Consider the following 20,931-nt stretch of genomic DNA (forward strand, 5'->3'; position numbering starts at 1 on the left):
GGAGCGGATGAATCTGCCGTGGTGAAGGGGTAATTGACGATGGCACAACTCACCCTGCGGGAGCTGGGAGAGATCCTTCTCGAGTTCCAGTTCCAGGACCGGGATTCGCCGGGCGTCCTCGACACCGGCAGCCTCGACGTCGTCTTCCAGGATCTGGGCTACGACTCGCTGGCGCTGCTCCAGACCACCGGCCGTATCCAACGCGAGTACGGCGTCGAACTGGACCGGGACGGGGTGGCCTCGGCGGAGACGCCGCGCGCACTGCTCGACCTGGTCAACACCACATTGACTGGAGCGACGGCATGAGGCTCACCGGATTCAGCGAAGTGCTGCCGGGCGAACCCGTCACCAATCGGGACATGGCCGAGCGGTTCGGCCTGCACGAGAAGTGGCTGGACATGATGACGGGGAACCGGACGCGCTACTTCTGCGCGACGGACTCCCCACCCTCCGTACCCAAGAGCACCGGCGACCTCGCCGTCGCCGCGGCCACCGCGGCCCTCGCGGACGCCGACGTGGACGTCGCCTCGCTCGACTTCCTCGTCCTGACCACCGCGTCGCCCGACCACCTGATGCCGGCCACCGTCAACCTGGTCGCCGACCGCATCGGGCTCAACGACGTCCCCACCTTCCAGCTCATGTCGGGCTGCGCCGGCGCCCTCACGGGCCTCTACACCGCCCGCGCGCTCCTCGCCTCCGGGCTCCGCCGCGGCCTCGTCATCGGCGCCGACACCTGCCTCAACTTCTTCCCCTCCAGCGGGCAGATCGAGGCCATGTCGCCGGCCGAGCTCATCAACTTCGCCCTCTTCGGCGACGGCGCCGGCGCGGCGGTCGTGGACGCCGACCCGGACGGCCCCGGCCTGCTCGTCGAGCACCTCTTCCTGCGGACCACCGGCATGGGCCGCAAGCCCGCGCAGACCGCCCGCTGGTTCGGCATCGAGGGCGCCCCGCTCCTGGAGGGCCCCGACGGCCCGTACCGCGAGTCCTGGGGCGAGGAGGACTACAAGGCCATCGAGCACCACGTGCCCGAGCACGCCGAGTCCATCTTCAAGGAGCTCACCGCCGAGACCGGCTGGCAGCTCGACGAGGTCGAGCACGTCCTCCTCCCGCAGCTCAACGGCGTCATGACGGACTCCATCCGCAAGCGCCTGGGCGTCCGCCCCGAGCAGGCCGTCAACTGCGTCGCGGACACCGGCAACAACGGCAACGCCGTGCCCTTCATCCAGCTCAACCGGGCGATGCGGCGCATCCGCTCCGGCCTCGGCGTCGAGGGACGGCTCCTCGTCGCCAACGTCGAGTCCTCCAAGTGGATCACCTCGGGCCTCGCGCTGCGCCACCAGAACGGAGCCCGGTGATGACCGGCGACGCCCTCACCGAACTCCGCGCCCTCAAGCGCGCGGGCATCGCCGACTCCGCCGAGCGCGTCCCCGGACTGCTGCGCTCCCTCGACGACGCCCTCGACCGCGAGGCCGCCGGGATGCTCCTCGGCGGCCGGGCCGTCAAGGCCGCGCTCGCCGCCACCGGCCGGTACACGCCGGTGGCCCTCGGGCTCCTCGCCGGCTCCACCGTCGACCCGCTGCCCCACCTGCTGACCGCCGCGCTCCTCGCCGAGGGCGTCCAGCCCGAGACCGGCACCACCGGCTTCAACCAGTGGCGGTTCGAGATCCTCTCCGGGGCCCCGAACCTCAAGGAGCTCGCCCCCGCGGTCACCGCCTGCCTCCTCGACGACACCGCCGTCTTCGAGAAGGTCGCCGATCCGCTGGACGCCGCCGAGGTCGAGGCGCGCTGCGCCGCCCTCCCCGCCGAGCTCGACGCCTGGCTGACCGCCTTCGAGGGCGCGCCCGGAGGCGTCGCCGTACTCAACACGCTGCCGCTGTCCGCGCTGCGCCGCGACCGGTACGTCGACTACGCCACCAAGGCCCGCGTCGAAGCGGCCTGGCACCGCATGAACGCCGGGATCCTCGACCTCGCCGGCCGGCCGAACGTCGTGGTGCTCGCCACCGACGGCCTCGCCGCCAGGGCGGGCTCGGCCGCCGCCACCGACCGCATGCGGCACATCGCCGGCCACGCCTGGAGCCAGGAGTTCCTCGACGCGTACGCCCGCGAGGTCGCCCGGGTCGTCCTGGCCCGCCTCGGCCGCGCCAGGAAGTGCCTGGTCCTCGACCTCGACCACACCCTGTGGGGCGGCGTCGTCGGCGACGACGGGATCCCCGCGCTGAAGATCGGCGGCTCCTTCCCGGGCTCCGCCCACGCCGAACTCCAGGCGCTCGCCAAGGACCTGTCCCGGCAGGGCGTCCTGCTCACGGTCTGCTCCAAGAACGACGACTCCGTCGCCCGCGAGGCCGTGGCCACCCACCCCGACATGGTCCTCGGCCCGGACGACTTCTCCGCCTTCCGCGCCAACTGGGACCCGAAGCCCGGCAACGCCGCCTCGATCGCCGCCGAACTCAACATCGGCATCGACTCGATGGTCTTCGTCGACGACAACCCGGCCGAGCGCGGCCTCATGGAGGCCCAGCGCCCCGAGGTCGCGGTCGTCGCCCTGCCGGACGACCCCGCGGGGTACGCCTCCGCGCTCGCCCGCGCCGGCCTGTTCAACCAGTTCGCCCTCACCGACGAGGACCGCGTCCGCGGCTCGCTCTACCGGGCGCGCGCCCAGCGCGACGAACTGCTGCAGACCGCCGTCAGCGTCGAGGACTACCTCCGCGAGCTGGCCTCCGAGATCACCGTCGAGGAGTACGGGACGCTCAACGCCGCCCGCATCACCCAGCTCTTCGGCAAGACCAACCAGTTCAACCTGACCGGCGTCCGCTACGGGGCCGACGAGGTCGCCCGGCGGGTCGAGACCGGCCAGGCCGCCTTCTTCGGCGTACGGGCCACGGACGCCTTCGGCGACAACGGGCTCGTCGGCGCGCTCGCCCTCGTGCGGGAGACGGACGGCGACTGGACGATCGAGAACTTCGTCCTCTCCTGCCGGGTCTTCTCCCGCTCCATCGAGCAGGCCGTCGTCGGCCTGGTCCTGCGCGCCGCGCGCGACGCCGGGGCCCCCGGCGTCCGAGGCCGGCACGTGCCCACGGCCAAGAACGGCCGCTTCGCGGACTTCTACCCCTCCCTCGGATTCACCGGGCAGGACGGCGACTTCCGCCACGACCTCACTCAACTCGCCGAACTGCCCGACTGGGTGGCGGTCGGCACCGGCGAAGGGAAGTTCCATGCCTGAGGCGACCCCCAACGAGCCCACCGAGCACGACCGGGACGCCGCCGTGGCGTTCGTCGTCGAGGCCGTCGCGCAGCTGCTCGACGTCGACGAGGACACCCTCGCCCTCGACGCCCCGCTCGAGGCCATCGAGGGCTGGGACTCGGTCAACCAGCTGCGGATACTCGTCTACCTGGAGCGCGAGCTCGGCGCCTCGCTCGACTACGACCGGTTCACCGCCGCCGAGACCCTCGGCGAGCTGGCGTCCCTCGTCGCCGACACCGAGGCCGCCGGAGCCCGGACATGAGCGCGGTCACCGCCCCGCTGCCCGCCGCCCGCAAGCAGACGCTGGTCTTCCTGGAGGACGCCCGGCGCACCTCGCACGTCTATCTGATGACCGAGGTCGACGCCACCGCCCTCCGGGCCGCCCGCGCCCGGGCCGCCACGCCGGTCAGCTACGTCAGCTACGTCGTCAAGGCCACCGCCGAGGTCCTCGCCGACTACCCGGACGCCCGCGCCGTCATCCTCGGCGGCCGCTCCCCGAAGCTGACCACCTCGCCCGAGGTGCACGCCAAGGTGCTCTTCGACAAGACCGTCGAGGGCCAGCGGTGCGTCGTCTCCGGCATCGTGCGGGACGTCCAGGCCCTCGACGTGACCGCCGTCCAGTCCGCCATCGACCTCTACAAGACGGCGGACGTCGACGACCAGGGCCCCTTCGCGAACATCAAGCGCCTCCAGCGGCTGCCGCTGCCGGCCTTCCGCGCCGTCTACCGGACGATGATGCGCAACCCGGTGCGCCGCGCCGCCCTCCAGGGCACCTTCGCCGTGACCTCCATCGGTCACGAGCAGGTCGGCGCGATCCTGCCGCTCATCACCGGAACGCTCGGCCTGGGCGTCGGCCACATCGCCGACGCCCCCGTGGTGCGCGACGGCGCCGTCGCCGTCGCGCCCGTCTTCACCCTCTCGCTCGTCTTCGACCACCGCGTACTCGACGGCGCGATGGCCGCCGAAATCCTCGCGGGCATCAAGAACCGCCTGGACAACTGGGAGTTGGCATGACCGAAACCGCCCACCAGGGCAGCTCCGCCGGAATACCCGACGAGACCGACGTCCTGATCGTCGGAGGTGGTCCCGCCGGCTCCCTGCTCGCCTGTCTGCTGGCCCGCCGGGGCATCAGCACCGTGCTCGTGGAGAAGCAGACCAGCCTGGAGCGCAGCTTCCGCGGCGAGACGATCGCCGCGCCGTCGGTGGCCTCGCTCAACGCGCTGGGCTTCGGACCGGCCCTGCGCGCGCACGGCTTCCTGGAGACCACCGCCGTCACCACGATCGCCGAGCAGCGCAAGGTACTGCGCGTCGACTACAGCAAGTTCAAGGGCCTCCCGCTGCCCATCGACATCCCGCAGCCGGGCCTGATCCGCATCTTCAACGAGCACACCGAGGGCCTCGCCGGCCACGTCTATCTCTCGGGCTGGAGCTTCGGCTCGCTCATCGAGGACGCCGGTACGGTCCGCGGCGCGGTCCTCACCCGGCGCGGCGAGAAGGTCGCCGTGCGCGCCCGCCTCGTCATCGGCGCCGACGGCCGCTTCTCCAAGGTCCGCAAGGCCTCCGGACTCGTCGCCGACGTCCAGCCGATGGCCCGCGACTTCCTCTCCTTCCTGGTGCCCCGCCCGCCGTCCTGGGGCAGCGAGGCCCAGCTGGTCATCGAGGGCGACCGCCACCTCGTCATCCTGCCGACCTTCCCGGACTCCCTGCGCATCGGGCACAACCTGCCCAAGCGCGGCCTCGGGGACCTGCGGGCCGCCGGCTTCGACGCGTTCAAGCGCGGCATCATGTCGATCTCCCCGGAGCTCGCCCCGCTCGTCGACGAGCACCTGCACACCTGGGACGACACCGGCTTCCTGGAGATCTTCACCGCCGAGCTGGAGGAGTGGGCCCGCGACGGCCTGCTGCTCATCGGCGACGCCTCGCACACCGCGACCCCCATCCTCGGCCAGGGCGTCAACCTGGCGATGCAGGACGCCATCACGATCGTCCCCGTGATCGCCGCGTCCCTCGCCAAGGGCGGCCGGGACCAGGTCGTCACCAAGGCCGAGCTCGCCGACTTCGTCGCCAAGCGCCGCGCCCACAAGATCCACGTCACCGGCTTCCAGCGGATGCAGGAGGCCCAGCTCGCCGTCGGCGACCCGCGCGGCATCAAGCTGCGCAGCCTCCGCTTCCGGCTTCTCAACAACCTCCCCGGCAAGTACCGGATCTTCAACAAGGTCATCAACGCGCGCCACGAGATCGACCCCGTCGACCTCGCCGCCGCCAGGACGGCCCCCAAGCCCGTACGCACCGGCGCCAAGGCCCTCCAGGAGGCCGGCCGTGACTGATCTGCCCACCTACGAGGACCCGGAGCGGCTCGTCGCCGTCGTCGGCATGGCCGGAAAGTTCCCCGGCGCCCCCGACGTCGACCGCTACTGGAAGCTCCTGACCGCGGGGGAGGAGGCGGTACGCCCCGTACCGCCCGAGCGCTGGGACACCACCGCGCAGCTCGACCCCGTCAAGAAGATTCCCGGCATCGCCGGACTCATCGACGGCGTCGACCAGTTCGACCCCGGCTTCTTCGGCATCTCCCCGCGCGAGGCCGAGGAGCTCGACCCGCAGCAGCGCCTCATGCTGGAGGTCGGCTGGCAGACCCTGGAGGACGCGGGCATCCCCGCCTCCAAGGTCCGCGGCACCCGCACCGGCGTGTACGTCGGCGCCCTCTGGCACGACTACGAGCTGGCCCGCAAGGAGCGCGGGGTCCTCACGACCCAGCACACCGCCGTCGGCAACGGCCTCGACATCATCGCCGCCCGGCTCTCGTACTTCCTCGGCCTCCGCGGCCCCAGCCTCGTCGTCGAGACGGGCTGCTCCTCCGGCCTCGTCGCCCTGGACCTCGCCGTCGCGGCCCTGCGCTCCGGCGACCTCGACGGCGCCTTCGTCGGCGGCGTCAACCTGATCCTGATGCCGGACATGTCCATCGGCCTCACCCACTTCGGCGGCCTCTCGCCCGACGGCCACTGCCGGGCGTTCTCCGCCCAGGCCAACGGCTTCGTCCGCGGCGAGGGCGCCATCAGCCTCTACCTCAAGCGGCTCGACAAGGCCCTCGCGGACGGCGACCGGATCCACGGCGTCATCGTCAACAGCGCCGTCAACAACGACGGTGGCGGCCACAGCCTCGTCTCCCCGAACGTCGAGGCCCAGACCGAGCTGCTCCGCCGCGTCTACTCCGAGGCCGGGGTGAACGTCGACCGCCTCTCGTACGTCGAGGCCCACGGCACCGGCACCCTGCGCGGCGACCCGATCGAGGCCGAGGCGCTGGGCACCGCGCTGGGCACCGCGCGCGGCGCCGAAGCCGGCCCGCTCCTCATCGGCTCGGCCAAGTCGAACATCGGCCACCTGGAGGCGGCGGCCGGCCTCGCGGGCATCGTCAAGACGATCCTCGCCCTCAAGCACCGCACCATCCCGCGCACCCTCCACGTGGACGAGCTCAACCCGAACATCCCGTTCGACGAGCTGAACCTCAAGGTCGCCACCCAGCCGTCCGCACTCGCCGACGAGGACACCTGGTTCGCGGGCGTCAACTCCTTCGGCTGGGGCGGCACCAACGCCCACGTCGTGCTCCGCACGCCCCCGACCGCCACGGCCCCGGCCACCGCCGAGCCGGGCCCGCTGCTGCTCCCGCTCACCGGCCACAACGACGCCGCGCTGCGGCAGCGCGCCGCCGACCTCCTCGACGTCCTCACCGAGAACGCGGACGACACCGACGCGACCGTCCGCCTCCTCGCCACCCTCGGCCAGGAGCGCGACCACTTCCCCGCCCGCACCGCCGTCGTCGCCGAGGACACCGCCGAACTCGTCGACCGGCTGCGGGCGTTCACCGAGCAGCCCGAGGCCGAGCTGCCCGGCACCTTCACCGGGCGCGCCAAGGAGCGCGGCAAGGTCGCCTTCGTCCTGCCCGGCCAGGGCTCCCAGTGGGCCGGCATGGGCAAGGACCTGTACGCGCGGTCGGAGGTCTTCGCCGAGACCGTACGGCGCTGTGCCGAGGCGCTCGCCCCGTACGTCTCCTGGGACCCGACGGCCGTCCTCTCCGGCGCCGCCGGCGACGAGTGGCTCGACCAGAACGACCAGGTCCAGCCCACCCTGTGGGCCATGTCCATCGGCATCGCCGAGATGTGGCGCGCCGCCGGCGTCGAGCCCGACGTCGTCATCGGCCACAGCCAGGGCGAGGTGACGGCCGCGACCATCGCCGGACACCTCTCGTACGAGGACGGGGCGCGGATCATCGCGATCCGCAGCGCGCTCGCCAAGCGCACCGCGGGCCGCGGCCGGATGCTCGCCGTCGACCTCGACGTCGAGGGCGCCCAGAAGGCCCTCGACGGCTTCGAGGACACCGTCTCGCTCGCCGTCAACAACGGACCCACGTCCTGCGTGCTCTCCGGCGACACCGACTCCGTCCTCATGCTCCGCGAACTCCTGGAGGCCGACGGCACCTTCTGCCGCCTGGTCAACGTGGACTACGCCTCGCACTGCCACCACATGGACGAGCTCACCGACGAGCTGATCGAGGCCCTCGCGCCGATCCGCCCCCGGCGCGGCGCCGTCCCGCTGATGTCCACGGTCGTCGGCCGCGAACTCGACGGCTCCGAGCTCGACCCGGCGTACTGGGCCGCCAACCTGCGGCAGCCGGTGCTCTTCGCCGACGCCATGGGCAAGCTCCTCGACGCGGGCGTCACCCACGTCGTCGAGATCAGCCCCCACCCGGTGCTCTCCCCGGCCGTGGAGCAGCTCGTCGCCACCCGTACGGAGCCGGTCGCCGTCCTCGGCAGCCTCCGCCGCAAGGAGGGCGCCCTCGGCGACTTCACGCAGGCGCTCGCCCGCGCCTACGTCCAGGGCCTCGCCCCCTTCGCCGCGCTCCCGGCCCGCGCGGGCGCCGCCGTGCCCGCGTACCCCTTCCAGCGCTCCCGCTACTGGCTGCCCGACGCCGTGCGCCGCAGCAGCGGACCCGGCGGGCTCGCCTTCGAGTTCGCGCCGGCCTCCACCGAGCAGGACGTCCACGAGGGCCGTACCGAGCTCTCCCTGAACGAGCTGCCGTGGCTCCGCGACCACCAGGTCTACGACGCCGTCGTGCTGCCCGGCGCCGCGATGCTGGCGCTCGCCGTGGCCGCCGCCCGCGCCCGTACCGGTGAGAACCCGGGGGCCCTGGAGTCGGTCCGCTTCCGCAGCGACCTCACCCTCACCGACGAGCCGGTCCGCGTCGGCGCCGTCTGGCGCGAGGACGGCGCCGCCTCCGCCGGCTTCACCCTCAGCTCGCTCGCCGCCGGGGCCGACGGCTGGACGCGGCACGCCACCGCCCGTGTCGGCGGCGCCACCGCCTCCGACCTGCCCGCCTTCCCCGGCCGCCCGCAGGGCGCCGAGGACATCGAGCCGGACGCCTTCTACGCGGCCTGCGGCGAACGAGGCCTCAACTACGGCCCGGCGTTCCAGGGCGTGCGCACCCTCGCCGTCGCCGAACGCGAGGCGCTCGCCGAGGTGCGGCTCCCGGACCGCTGCCTCGCCGGCGTCCGCCCCGGCGAACTGCACCCGGCCCTCTGGGACGCGGCGCTCCAGCTCACCCTGGCGCTGCTGCCCGGCGACGCCACCGTCGTCCCCACCGCCGTCCGGCGCGTCGACTACGCGCTGCCGCGCGACGGGCACGTCTCCGTGCTCCTCGCGCACGCCGTCCGCAACGCCGACGGCACCTTCGACCTGGTCTGCTACGACGAGGACGCCCAGCCGCTGCTCCGCATGGCCGGGCTCGCCTTCCAGACCATCGAGACGGCGACCGCCGAGGGCGTCGACACGGCGCGGCTGCACCGCTTCGCCTTCCGGCCCGCCGAGGCCCCCGAGGCCCCCGACCGCGCCGCCGGACACTGGGTCGTCTCCGACGCCTCGGGCCGGGGCGGGCTCCTCGCCGCCGCGCTCACCGCCGCCGGTGCCACCGCCGAGGTCCTCCCGGCCGAGGGCGCCGACCTCGCCGCCGCCCTGAGCGGCAGCGGAAGCGCCGCCGGCCTGGTCTTCCTCGCACCCGGCGCCGACCGGGGCCTGGAGGCGCAGCGCACCGGGCTGCTCACGCTCGCCGGGACCGTCAAGGCGGTCACCGCGCTTCCCGTGCCGCCCCGGACGTTCGTCGTCACCGACGGCGCCCAGACCGTCTCCTCCGACGACGCGCCCGACCCGGGCGCCGCCCTCTACTGGGGCTTCGGCCGCGTCCTGCGCCGCGAGCACCCCGAACTCGCCGCCACCCTCGTCGACGTCCGTACCGGCGCCGACGGATGGGCGGAGGAGTGCGCCCGCCAGCTGCTCGTCGCCGACGCCGAGGACCAGGTCGTCCTGCGCGGCACCGACCGCCACGTCGGCCGGGTCGTGCGCGGCGAGGAGCAGGAGGCCACCGTCACGGCGCCGTGGGCCGGTCCCGCGCAGCCGTTCCGGCTGAGCCCCGACGGCACCGGCCTCTGGGAGGGCCTCGGCTTCCGCCCGTACACCAGGACGGCGCCCGCCGCCGGCCAGGTCGAGGTGGAGGTCACCGCCGCCGCGCTCAACTTCATCGACGTGATGAAGGCGATGGGCACCTACCCCGACACCTCCGCCGGTGCGGGCCTCATCGGCGGCGAGTGCGCCGGTGTCGTCGCCGCCGTCGGCGAGGGCGTCACCGGTCTCGCCGTCGGCGACCGGGTCGCCGCCTGCGGCTTCGGTGCCGTCGCCTCCCACCTGACCGTGCCCGCCGGGCACGTACGTCGGATCCCCGAGGGCCTGTCCGACGCCGAGGCGGCCGGACTGCCCCTGGTCACCGCCACCGCCTGGTACGCGCTCGCCGAGCAGGCCCGTCTGGAGGCCGGCGAGACCGTACTGATCCACTCCGCGGCCGGCGGCCTCGGCCTCGCCGCGGTCGGCGTCGCGAAGGCGCTCGGCGCCACGGTCATCGCCACCGCGGGCACCGAGTCCAAGCGGGCCGGACTCCGGGCCCTCGGCATCGACCACGTCTTCGACTCCCGCGACCTGTCCTGGGCCGAGGACGTCGACCTGGTCACCGGCGGGCGCGGTGTGGACGTCGTCCTCAACTCGCTCTCCGGCGCCGCGATCGACCTCGGCATCGCCGCGCTCGCCGAGGACGGCCGCTTCGTCGAGGTCGGCAAGAAGGACATCTACAACTCCCGCACCATCGGCCTCCGCGACTTCGCCAAGGGCATCAGCTTCGCCGCCGTGGACGTCGCCGGGCTCATCACCCGCCGCCCCGAGCGCTTCGCCAGGCTCCTGGCGACCGTGTGGGAGAAGGTCGCCGACGGCACCCTGCCGCCGCTGCCCGTCACCCCGTACGCCTTCGACCGGGCCGCCGAGGTGCTCCGCACCATGGCCCGCGGCGAGCACACCGGCAAGCTGGTCCTCACCGACCCCGGCCGGGTCGCCTCCGTCGTACCGGAGCCGCTCCCCGGCGGGCGGCTGCGCCCCGACGCGAGCTACCTCATCAGCGGCGGTCTCGGCGCGCTCGGCCTCTCCCTGGCCGAACACCTCGCCGACCACGGCGCCCGCAGCCTCGTCCTCCTCGGCCGCTCCGCGCCCGGAGAGGCCGCGCTGCGGCACATCGAGGCGCTACGGGTGCGCGGCACGACCGTCACCACCTTCCCGGTGGACGTCGCCGACCGGGAGGGCCTCGCGGCCGTCCTCGACCGCGTACGGACGGAACTGCCGCCGCTGAGGGGCGTCTTCCACGCCGCCGGCGTCCTCGACGACGCGGTCGTCGCCAACCTCACCGGCGCCCAGCTCGACAAGGTCCTCGCCCCCAAGGTGGACGGCGCCCGCCATCTGGACGCCCTCACCGAGGACGATCCCCTCGACCTGTTCGTCCTCTTCTCCTCGGTCGCCGGCCTCGTCGGCAACCCCGGACAGGCGGGCTACGCGGCGGGCAACGTCTACATGGACGCCCTCGCCCAGGCCCGACGGCACCGCGGCAGGCCCGCACTGGCCGTCCAGTGGGGCCCGTTCGCCGACATCGGCCTCGCCGCCGACGAGGCGATCCGCGGCGAACGCCTCGCCGACCACGGCATGACCGGCTTCACCGCCGCCGAGGGCTGGCAGGCCCTCTTCCACCTCCTGGACGCCCCGGGGCAGGTCGCGTCGTACGTCCCCCTGGACGCACGGCACTGGTTCGACGCGTACCCGGAGACGGCCGCACAGCCCAGCTGGCGTGCCATCGCCGAGCTCGCCAAGGACGGCGCCACCGCCGGCGGCGGCGCCGAGGAGTTCCTCGGCCGGCTGCGCGGCTCCTCCGACACGGAGCGGCCCGTCCTCGTCGAGGGCAAGATCCGTGAACTCGCGGGGCGTGTACTGCGGCTCGAGGAAAGCTCCATCGACCGTGAAGCTCCCTTCAAGTCACTTGGGTTGGACTCACTGATGAGCCTGGAGCTGCGCAACCGCCTCGAAATGGCCTTCGGGATGAAGCTCTCGCCCACGCTGCTGTGGACCTACGGAACCACGGCGGCCCTGGCGGGAATGCTCACCGGACGCCTCGGAGCGACCGAGGACGCCCACCCGTAGGGCGCGTGGAGCTCCGCCCGGCTCCTTGAAACCAGTCAGTACGACATGCCGACCGCGAGGGACCTTCTTGTGACGACGCAACCGACCCATGAGGAATCGGCAGACCGGAAGACCGGTGCCGGGCGAAGCTCCACCACCCCGCTCAGCCGCGCGATGGACACCATCAAGCGACTGCGCGGAGAACTCGAAGACGCCCGTTCCGGGCAGAGCGGACCGCTCGCCGTCGTCGGCGTCGGACTCCGCCTGCCCGGCGGCATCGTCGACCTCGACGGCTACTGGGACGCCCTGTCCGAGGGGCGCGACCTGGTCGCCCCGATGCCCGAGCACCGCAAGGGCCCGTTCGCCGAGGAGTGGGAGACCCTCCCGCGCCGGGGCGGCTACCTCGACGAGGTCCTGGAGTTCGACGCCGGGTTCTTCGGCATCAGCCCCCGCGAGGCCCGCAGCCTCGACCCCCAGCACCGCCTCCTCCTCGAAGTGGCCTGGGAGGCCCTGGAGGACGCGGCCTTCGCGCCGGAGTACCTCTCCGGCCTCCGCACCGGCCTGTACGTCGGCGTCACCGGCCAGGACTACCGCGACTGGCAGCCCGCCGGCCAGGAGGACGCCTACTGGCTCACCGGCAACGGCCACTGCTTCGCCGCCGGCCGGATCGCCTACACGATGGGCCTGATGGGCCCGGCCGTCGCCGTCGACACCGCCTGCTCGTCCTCGCTCACCGCCGTCCACCTGGCGGGGCAGGCACTGCGCCGCGACGAGTGCGACGTCGCCATCGCCGCCGGCGTCAACCTCATCCTGTCGCCCCGCTCCACCCGCCTCATCCAGCAGACCAACTCCCTTTCCCCGGACGGTCTCTGCAAGACCTTCGACGCCCGCGCCAACGGCTTCACCCGCGGCGAGGGCTGCGGCGTCGTCGTCCTCAAGCGGCTCTCCGAGGCCCTGCGCGACGGCGACCGGGTGCACGCCGTGATCCGCGGCAGCGCCGTCAACCAGGACGGCCGCTCCACCGGCTTCACTGCCCCCAACGTCCGCGCCCAGATCTCCCTCATCCAGGCCGCGCTCGACGACGCCGGCCTGACGCCCGCCGCGATCGGCGCCCTGGAGGCCCACGGCACCGGCACGGCCCTCGGCGACCCGATCGAGGTCGAGGCGATCGTCGAGGCCCTCGGCCGCCGCGACGGCGGCGCGCCGCTGCGCATCGGCTCCGTCAAGACGAGCATCGGCCACCTGGAGGCCGCCTCCGGCATCGCCGGACTCATCAGGGGCGTCGCGTCCGTCAAGCGCCGCGCGGTCCCGCCCGTCGTCCACCTGGACACCCTCAACCCCCGCATCGACATCGCGGACACCGGCATCGAGTTCCCGCGCGCCGAGACCCCCTGGACCGGCGAGGACGGCGCGGGCGACTGCCTCGGCATCAGCTCCTTCGGCATGAGCGGCACCAACGCCCACGTGGTCCTGGGCCCGCTGACCACCGACGAGCTGGCACCCCCCGCGACCGGCGCCGCTCCCGCGACAGGCTCCGCGCCCGTGACCGGCTTCGAGATCACCGCCCGCAGCGAGGACGCCCTGCGCGCCTGGGCCGGCCGGCTCGCCGACCGCGTCGCCGACCTTCCCGAGGACGCCTACCCGGCGTTCGCGTACACCGTCACCGAGGGCCGCGCCCGCCACGCCGTGCGCGCCGTGATCACCGCCGGGGACCCGGCGGCCGCCGCCCGAGCCCTGCGCGCCCTCGCCGGCGGCACCGACTCCGAGGCCGTCCGCCTCGACGCCGCCGCCCCCGCCGCGCTCCCGCGCCACGTCGCCGACCTCCCGGCCTACCCCTGGGAGCGGGTCCGGTACGCACCGGAGACCGCCGCCCCGGCGACGATCCGCACGGCCGACACCGCCGTGGAAGCCGCGGTCGCCGCCCCGGCCGATGCCACGGAGCCGCTGCCCGCGCTCGGCGTCGAGTGGATCCCGTACACCCCGGCCGCGACCGCCACCCGCCCGCTCGTCGTGGCCGGTGACGACAGCGCCGCCGTCGCCCTCCTCGCCGAGGCCGCCCGCACCGCGGGCCGCACCGTCGCCGCCCTCGACACGCTTCCGGCGACGACCGAGGAGTGGACCCGGGCGCTGGACGGGGTCTCCGCCGACCTGCTGCTCGCGCTCGCCGCCGCCCCGCTGCCCGGCACGCTCGACGCCGACGCGCCCACCGCGCACGCCGCGGCCCTCTGCGCCGCCGCGACCACCGCCGTCCGCGCCGTCCCCGCCGGCACCGGCCGGGTCCACCTCGTCACCGCCGGCGTCCGCCAGGTGACCGGCTCCGACCCGATCGCCGCCACCGACCACGGCGTCCTGCACGGCCTCGCGCCGGTCCTCGCCCTGGAGTTCCCCGACACCTGGGGCGGCATCCTCGACCTGCCGGCCGCCCCGACCGCCGCCGACGCCACGGCCGCCGTCACGGCCCTCGCCGACGGCTCCGCCGAGGACCTGATCGCCGTCCGCGACGGCGCCGCCCACACCGCACGGCTGCGGCCCGCCGCCGCACCGCTGCGCCCGCTGCCCGTCCGCCCCGACGCCACCTACCTCCTCACCGGCGGACTCGGCGCCATCGGCACCGGACTCGTCCGCGACCTCGCCGCCCGCGGCGCCCGCCACCTCGTCCTCCTCGGCCGCCGGCCGCAGGACGAACTCCCCGCGGAGGCCCGCGAGCTGCTCGCCGAACTCGCCGGGACCGGCGTCACCGCCGCCTACGTGCCCGCCGACACCGGCGACGCCGCCCGCCTCACCGAGGCCCTCGCCGTCCTGGAGGGCATGCCGCCCGTCCGCGGAGTCGTGCACGCCGCCGGCAGCATCGACCGCCTGCCGCTCGCCGAGGCCGACGCGGACACCTTCGCCACGGCCCTCGCCGGCAAGTTCACCGGCGCCGCCTGGCTGCGCCTGCTCGCCGCCGACTGGGAGCTCGACTTCCTCGTCCACCTCTCCTCCGTCTCGGCGGTCTGGGGCACCGACGGCTACGGCGCCTACGCCGCCGCCAACGGAGGCCTCGACGCCGTCGCCGCGCTCTGCGCCACCGAGGGCATCCCGGCGACCAGCGTCGCCTTCGGCCCCTGGGACCTCGACGGCATGGCGAGCCCCGAGGCCCGCGCCCTCCTCGCCCGGATGGGCGTCAGCCCCGTCGCCCCCGCCGAGGGCTTCGCCGGACTCGCCGGAAACGGCGCGGGCGCGCACACCGTCGCCTGCCGCCTGGACGCCGAGCGGTTCCGCACGGTCATGAACTCCGTACGCTCCAGGCCCCTCTTCGACGGCCTCACCGGAGCGGACACGGCCCCGGACACCACGTCCGACACCCCCGCCGAGACCCCGGCGGCCGCCTTCGCCCGGGAGCTCGCCGAGGCCCCCGAGCACCGCCGCGCCACCCTCGTCACCCGCCGCACCCGCGAGGTCCTCGCCGGGATCCTCGGCCACGACGACCCGGCCGCGCTGCCCGAGACCACCGGCTTCCTCGACCTCGGCCTCGACTCGATCATGGCCGTGGACGCGGCCGCCGCGCTCACCGAGACGCTCGGCGTCGACGTCGGCATCGGTGACGTCTTCGGCCACCCGACCGTCGAGCGCCTCTCCGCCGAGCTGACCGGCCGCCTCGCCGGCCGCACCACGGCCCCCGCGCCCCGCAAGACCCCGGCGGCCCGCCCCGTGCAGGCCCAGGCCGTGCAGGTCACCCCGGCCGCCGAGGCCGACCGCCCCGACCAGGAGCCCATCGCCATCGTCGGCATGGCCGGCCGCTTCCCCGGCGCCGACTCCGTCGAGGAGTTCTGGTCCCTGCTCGACGAGGGCCGCGACGGCGTCGGACCCGTCCCCGCCGACCGCTGGGACACCGGCACCCTCCACGACCCGGCCGGCGCCCGCCCCGGCTCCATCTCCACCGACCAGGGCGGCTTCCTCCGCGACATCCGCCGCTTCGACGCCGCCTTCTTCGACGTCCCGGCCCGCGAGGCCGAGAGCCTCGACCCGCAGCAGCGCCTCCTCCTCGAAGCCGCCTGGCACGCCCTGGAGGACGCCGGGACCGACCCGAAGTCCCTCGCCGGCAGCCGCACCGGAGTCTTCGTCGGCATCTCCAACTCCGACTACGCCCGCGTCCTGGAGAGCGGCGGCCTGGAGCCCCTCGACGCCTACTTCGCGACCGGCACCGCGCTGAACGCCGCCGCCGGCCGGCTCTCCTACTACCTCGGCGCCCAGGGCCCCGCCCTCGCCGTCGACACCGCCTGCTCGTCCTCGCTCGTCGCCCTGCACCTCGCGGTCCGCTCCCTGCGCTCCGGCGAGACCGACCGGGCCCTCACGGGCGGCGTCAACGTCATCGCCGCACCCTCCTGCTCGGTCGCCGTCAGCCGCGCCCACATGCTCGCCCCCGACGGCCGCTGCAAGACCTTCGACGCCTCCGCCGACGGCTTCGTCCGCGCCGAGGGCTGCGGAGTCCTCGTCCTGCGCCGGCTCTCCGACGCCCTGCGCGACGGCGAGCAGGTCCTCGCCGTCATCCACGGCAGCGCCGTCAACCAGGACGGAGCCTCCTCCGGCTTCACCGCCCCCAACGGCACCGCGCAGCGCCAGGTCATCCGGGCCGCGCTCGAGGACGCCGGCGTCGAAGGCTCCGAGATCGGCTACCTGGAGGCCCACGGCACCGGCACCTCGCTCGGCGACCCGATCGAACTCGAAGCCGCCTGGGACGTCTTCGGCCCCGGCCGCCGCCCCGGCGAGCCGCTGCTCATCGGCTCCGTGAAGAGCAACATCGGCCACTGCGAGTCCGCCTCCGGCATGGCCTCCGTCTTCAAGACGGTCCTCGCCCTGCGCAACGGCCGCATCCCCGGTGACCTGCACTTCGAGAACCCCAACCCGCACGTCTCCTGGCGCGACATGAACGTCCGCGTCGTCGACTCCCGCGCCACCTGGGCCCGCAGCGAGGTCCCGCGCCTGGCCGGCGTCTCCGGATTCGGCTTCTCCGGCACCAACGCCCACATCGTCATCGGCGAGGCCCCCGCCGTCGAGACGCAGCCGGCCCCGCCGCGCGACTCCGCCGACGGACTCCTCCTGCCCCTCTCCGCCCCCGACGCGGCCGGCCTCGACCGGCTCACCGAGCAGTGGCGGCGGACCCTGGAGGAGACCCCCGAGGAGGCGCTCGCCCAGCTCACCGCCACCGCCGGTGCCGGCCGCGCCCACCTCCCGGTGCGCCGCGCCGTCTTCGGCCGCGACCGCGAGCAGCTGCTCGCCGCGCTCGCCTCGGCGACCCCGGCCTCCGGCCCCGCCAAGGCGCCCAGGGTGGCCTTCCTCTTCTCCGGCCAGGGCGCCCAGTACTTCGGCATGGGACGCGAACTGTACGAGACGGAGCCGGTGTTCAGCGCGGTCTTCGACGCCTGCGACCAGGCCCTCGCCCCGCACCTCGGCGACTCGCTCCTCAACCTGGTCTTCTACGGCGACGACCCGACCGTCGTCAACCAGACCCGCATCACCCAGCCCGCCCTCGTCGCCCTGGAGCTGGCCCTGGCCGCGCTCTGGGAGTCCTGGGGCGTCCACGCCGTGGCCGTCATGGGCCACAGCGTCGGCGAGATCGCCGCGGCCGTCCACGCCGGGGTGATGAGCCTCGACGACGGCATGACGCTGATCGCCCACCGCGCCCGGCTCATGCAGTCCACCGAGCCCGGCGGGATGCTGTCCATCCCGGAGGACCCGGAGACCGTCGCCGCCTGGGCCGCCGAGGCCGGAGTCGACGTCGCCGCCGTGAACGGACCGCAGTCCGTCGTCGTCGCCGGCCCCTCCGACCGGCTCGACGCCCTCGCCGAACGCCTGCGGAACCAGGGCGTACGGTGCAGGCCGCTGACCGTCTCGCACGCCTTCCACTCCCGCCTCATGGACCCCGTCCTCGACGAGTTCCGACAGACCCTCGCGGGCCTGGAGTTCGGCGCCCCGAAGCTCCCCGTCATCGCCAACGTCACCGGCACCGAGGCCGGGCCCGACACCTTCACGCCCGCCTACTTCGCCGACCACATCCGCCGGCCCGTCCGGTTCGTCGAAGGCGCCCGCGCACTCGGCACCCTCGACGTCGACGTCCTCCTCGAAGTCGGCCCCGACCGCACCCTGGTCAACCTCGTCCGGGCCGCCGGACTCACCCCCGACGGCGGCTCCACGCCCTCCCTGCGCCGCGGCGGCCAGGACCGCGCCGTCCTGCTCGGCGCCGCCAAGACGCTCTACGAGCGCGGCCAGCGCCTCGACTGGGAGAAGATCACCGGCCGTCGAACCGACCGGGCCGACGCCCCCCGCTACCCCTTCGCCGACACCGAGTACTGGACCACGGCGGGCAGCCGCGCCACCGGCGGCACCTTCGCCGCCTCACCGGCCGTCCGCGCCGGCGCCGGCCGCCACTGGGGCGCCGAACTCCGCTCGCCCGGCCTCACCGGCCGCGCCTTCTCCTTCGAGCGCAGCTCCGGCTTCCCCGCGTACCTCACCGACCACCGCCTCTACGGCACGGTCGTCACCCCGGCCGCGTCCCACCTCGCGACCGTCCTCTCCGCCCTCGGCAACGACGGCAGCCCCGTCGTCGTCCGCGACCTGATCTGCCCGCGGGCCCTGGTCATCAAGGACGGCGAGGAGTACGAGGCGCAGATCGTCGTCGACCGGCCCACCGACGGAGCCGGCGCCGAACTCTCCGTACAGAGCCTCCTCGACGCCGAGCGCGGCGTCTGGCAGAAGCACATCGGCGGCCGCTACTCCGCCACCCCGGACGCCCACCAGCCGCCCGCCGAGAGCCGGACCGCCTTCATGGAGTCCAGCGACCGACACCTGACCCGGACCGAGTTCTACGACTACTTCCGGGAGCTCGGCTACACCCTCGGCCCGTCCTTCCAGTGGATCGACGAGGTGTGGATCCGCGGCGACGAGGCCCTCGTCCGCTACACGATGCCCGCCCTGCCCGACGACCCGGCCGGCTACGAGCTCTACCCCGGCCTGATCGACTCCTGCTTCCAGTCCATCGCCGTCTTCCTCGTCGACGACGGAGCCGTCGAGGCCCCCTCGCTCGCCATCCCGTTCGCCGCGAAGGAGCTCTCCTTCCACGGCCGCCCGCTCACCGAGAACGGCGAGCTGTGGGGCCGGGTCCGCGTCCTGCGCGCCGAACCCCTCCCGAACGACCGGCTGCGCGTCGAGACCGCCGACCTCCACCTGTACGCCAGGGACACGGCCACCGGCGCCGAGCACAGCGTCTTCACCGCCGACCAGTTCCGCATCCGGCACGCCTCCCGCGCCGTCCTGGAGGCCAGCCTCCGCGGCGACGGCCTCGTCCACACCCTGGACTGGGCGGCGCTCCCCGAGACCCCGGAGGCCGGCGGCACGCTCGACGTCCTGGTCCTCGCGGACGGCGACGGAGCCCCCGAGCTGGTCACCGCGCTGACCGGCGCGGGACACCGCGCCCTCGTCCACACCGGCGAACTCCCCGCCCACCCCGAGGCCGACCTCGTCCTCGACGCCCGCTGGGCCACCCCCGGCACCGGCGACGCGGGCGACGCCCTGCACGCGGCACAGACCCTCGCCGCCGGACTGCGCGCCCTCCCGCAGACCCTGCCGTACCTCCTGGCCGTCGACGGCTCCGCCGGACGGGCACCGCTCCGCGAGGCCCTCTTCGGCATGGCCACCGCCCTGGAGGCCGAGCAGACCGACCGCCGCCTCACCCGGGTCCGGCTCGACGCCGCGCACTCGGCGGGGCGCCTCGCGAAGCTGGCGGGCGCACTGCCCACCGAGACCCGCCTCGCCCTGACCGAGGACGGCGTACGGGCCGCCCGGCTCGTCAAGGTCCCGGCCGAACCCGACGGTGACCGCCCCGCCGGCGGCGCCCTCGTCACCGGCGGACTCGGGGCCCTCGGCCTCGCCGTCGCCACCTCCCACGCCGCCCGCGGCGGCGACCGGATCACCCTCATGGCCCGGTCCGCTCCCGGCGAGACCGAGCAGGGCGTCATCGACGGACTGCGCAACTCGGGCGTCCGCGTCACCGTCGTCCGCGGCGACGTCACCGACCCCGCCGACTGCGCAGCCGCCGTCGCCGCAGCCACGGCCGACGGACCGCTCGGCACCGTCTACCACCTGGCCGGCGTCAACGCCGACGCGGCCTTCGGCTCCCTCACCGACGCCTCCTACGAGAAGGTCTTCCACGCCAAGGCACGCGGCGCGGACGTCCTCGCCGAGGCGATCACCGGCCACGACCCGCAGGCCCTGGTGCTCTTCTCCTCGGTGTCCGCCGTGCTCGGCGCCGCGGGCCAGGCCAACTACGCCGCGGCCAACGGCTACCTCGACGGACTCGCGGAGCACCTCCGCGACCGGGGCATCCCGGCCGTCAGCGTCAACTGGGGCCCCTGGGTCCCGGAGGCCAAGGGCGGCATGGCGGCCGCGGCGGCCGTCGAACGCGCCGCGGGCCGGCTCGGCATCCGCGCCCTGTCCGACGCGGACGCGGCCAACCCGCTCGCCTTCGCGACCGACGCCCCGCTGGCCCGCCTCGTGGTCGTCGGCCTCGACCCCGCCCGGTACGCCGAGCAGAACGCGGGCCACGCCCGCGCCGCCCTCGTCGCCGAACTCACCGGCCCCGCCCCGGCCGCGGAGCGCGCCGAGGCCGACAACGCCGAACCCGCCGGCTGGATCACCGACCGGCTGCGCGGCACCGACGAGGAGGAGCGCGAGCACGAACTGCGCACCGCCGTCCGCTCGCTCGTCGCACGGATGCTCGGCTCCGACGACGGACTCCCCGCCGACGGCTCCGCGGACGCCGAGGGCTTCTCCGAGCTCGGCCTCGACTCCATCATGGCGATCGACCTGCGCAGCGCCCTCGCCCACGCCATGGGCAAGGACCTTCCGGCGACCGTCGCCATCGACCACCCGAGCGTCCTGTCGATGAGCGAGTTCCTCCTGGCCGAGGACGCCGGCTCGCCGGCCGCCCTCGCCGCCACCCCCGCACCGGCGACGACGCCGGTGTCCGCCCTGGTGCCCAGCACCGCCGACACCCCGCAGGCCGGGCCGTCGTCCGAGGAGCTCGACGAGCTCTCCCTCGACGATCTGCTCGCTGCCGTCCACGACGACCTCTCCCAGGAGCGGTGAGCAGGCGATGAAGGCGATACCGATACCGACGTCCA

8 protein-coding genes are annotated in these 20,931 nt (G+C 74.5%); all 8 read left to right on the forward strand.

Annotated elements, in window-relative coordinates:
* The first annotated feature begins 39 nt into the window (after positions 1-39).
* Positions 40-306 (forward strand): acyl carrier protein, encoded by a 267-nt coding sequence (locus IE124_RS03555; RefSeq protein ID WP_189504626.1) that lies wholly within the window; start codon positions 40-42, stop codon positions 304-306.
* Complete coding sequence (locus IE124_RS03560) at positions 303-1,355, forward strand: 3-oxoacyl-ACP synthase III family protein (RefSeq protein ID WP_189504628.1); 1,053 nt, start codon at positions 303-305, stop codon at positions 1,353-1,355. The genes IE124_RS03555 and IE124_RS03560 overlap by 4 nt, the downstream gene beginning before the upstream one ends.
* Positions 1,355-3,220: an HAD-IIIC family phosphatase gene (locus tag IE124_RS03565; protein WP_189504630.1), complete on the forward strand. Its 1,866-nt coding sequence runs from the start codon at positions 1,355-1,357 to the stop codon at positions 3,218-3,220. Before IE124_RS03560 ends, IE124_RS03565 begins: the two co-directional genes overlap by 1 nt.
* On the forward strand, positions 3,213-3,503 hold the full coding sequence (locus IE124_RS03570) for an acyl carrier protein (RefSeq protein WP_189504632.1): 291 nt from the start codon (positions 3,213-3,215) through the stop codon (positions 3,501-3,503). The genes IE124_RS03565 and IE124_RS03570 overlap by 8 nt, the downstream gene beginning before the upstream one ends.
* A complete protein-coding gene (locus tag IE124_RS03575) occupies positions 3,500-4,255 on the forward strand; it encodes a 2-oxo acid dehydrogenase subunit E2 (RefSeq protein ID WP_189504634.1) in 756 nt (251 codons plus the stop codon). The genes IE124_RS03570 and IE124_RS03575 overlap by 4 nt, the downstream gene beginning before the upstream one ends.
* Positions 4,252-5,568 carry an FAD-dependent monooxygenase gene (locus tag IE124_RS03580; RefSeq protein WP_189504636.1) on the forward strand — a complete coding sequence of 439 codons (1,317 nt, stop codon included), beginning with the start codon at positions 4,252-4,254 and terminating at the stop codon, positions 5,566-5,568. Before IE124_RS03575 ends, IE124_RS03580 begins: the two co-directional genes overlap by 4 nt.
* Positions 5,561-11,794, forward strand: a complete 6,234-nt coding sequence (locus IE124_RS03585) for a type I polyketide synthase (protein WP_229832077.1) — start codon at positions 5,561-5,563, stop codon at positions 11,792-11,794. Before IE124_RS03580 ends, IE124_RS03585 begins: the two co-directional genes overlap by 8 nt.
* A 69-nt stretch (positions 11,795-11,863) precedes the next feature.
* A complete protein-coding gene (locus IE124_RS03590; RefSeq protein WP_189504639.1) occupies positions 11,864-20,896 on the forward strand; it encodes a type I polyketide synthase in 9,033 nt (3,010 codons plus the stop codon).
* The last annotated feature ends 35 nt before the right edge of the window (positions 20,897-20,931 follow it).

Source organism: Streptomyces narbonensis (assembly GCF_014649015.1).
GTDB lineage: Bacteria > Actinomycetota > Actinomycetes > Streptomycetales > Streptomycetaceae > Streptomyces > Streptomyces narbonensis.

Excerpts from the sequence above, each read along its gene's own strand:
- IE124_RS03575 (WP_189504634.1), top strand. The coding sequence starts at position 3,500 with ATGAGCGCGGTCACCGCCCCGCTGCCCGCCGCCCGCAAGCAGACGCTG.
- IE124_RS03580 (WP_189504636.1), top strand. The coding sequence starts at position 4,252 with ATGACCGAAACCGCCCACCAGGGCAGCTCCGCCGGAATACCCGACGAG.
- IE124_RS03555 (WP_189504626.1), top strand. The coding sequence starts at position 40 with ATGGCACAACTCACCCTGCGGGAGCTGGGAGAGATCCTTCTCGAGTTC.
- IE124_RS03570 (WP_189504632.1), top strand. The coding sequence starts at position 3,213 with ATGCCTGAGGCGACCCCCAACGAGCCCACCGAGCACGACCGGGACGCC.
- IE124_RS03565 (WP_189504630.1), top strand. The coding sequence starts at position 1,355 with ATGACCGGCGACGCCCTCACCGAACTCCGCGCCCTCAAGCGCGCGGGC.
- IE124_RS03560 (WP_189504628.1), top strand. The coding sequence starts at position 303 with ATGAGGCTCACCGGATTCAGCGAAGTGCTGCCGGGCGAACCCGTCACC.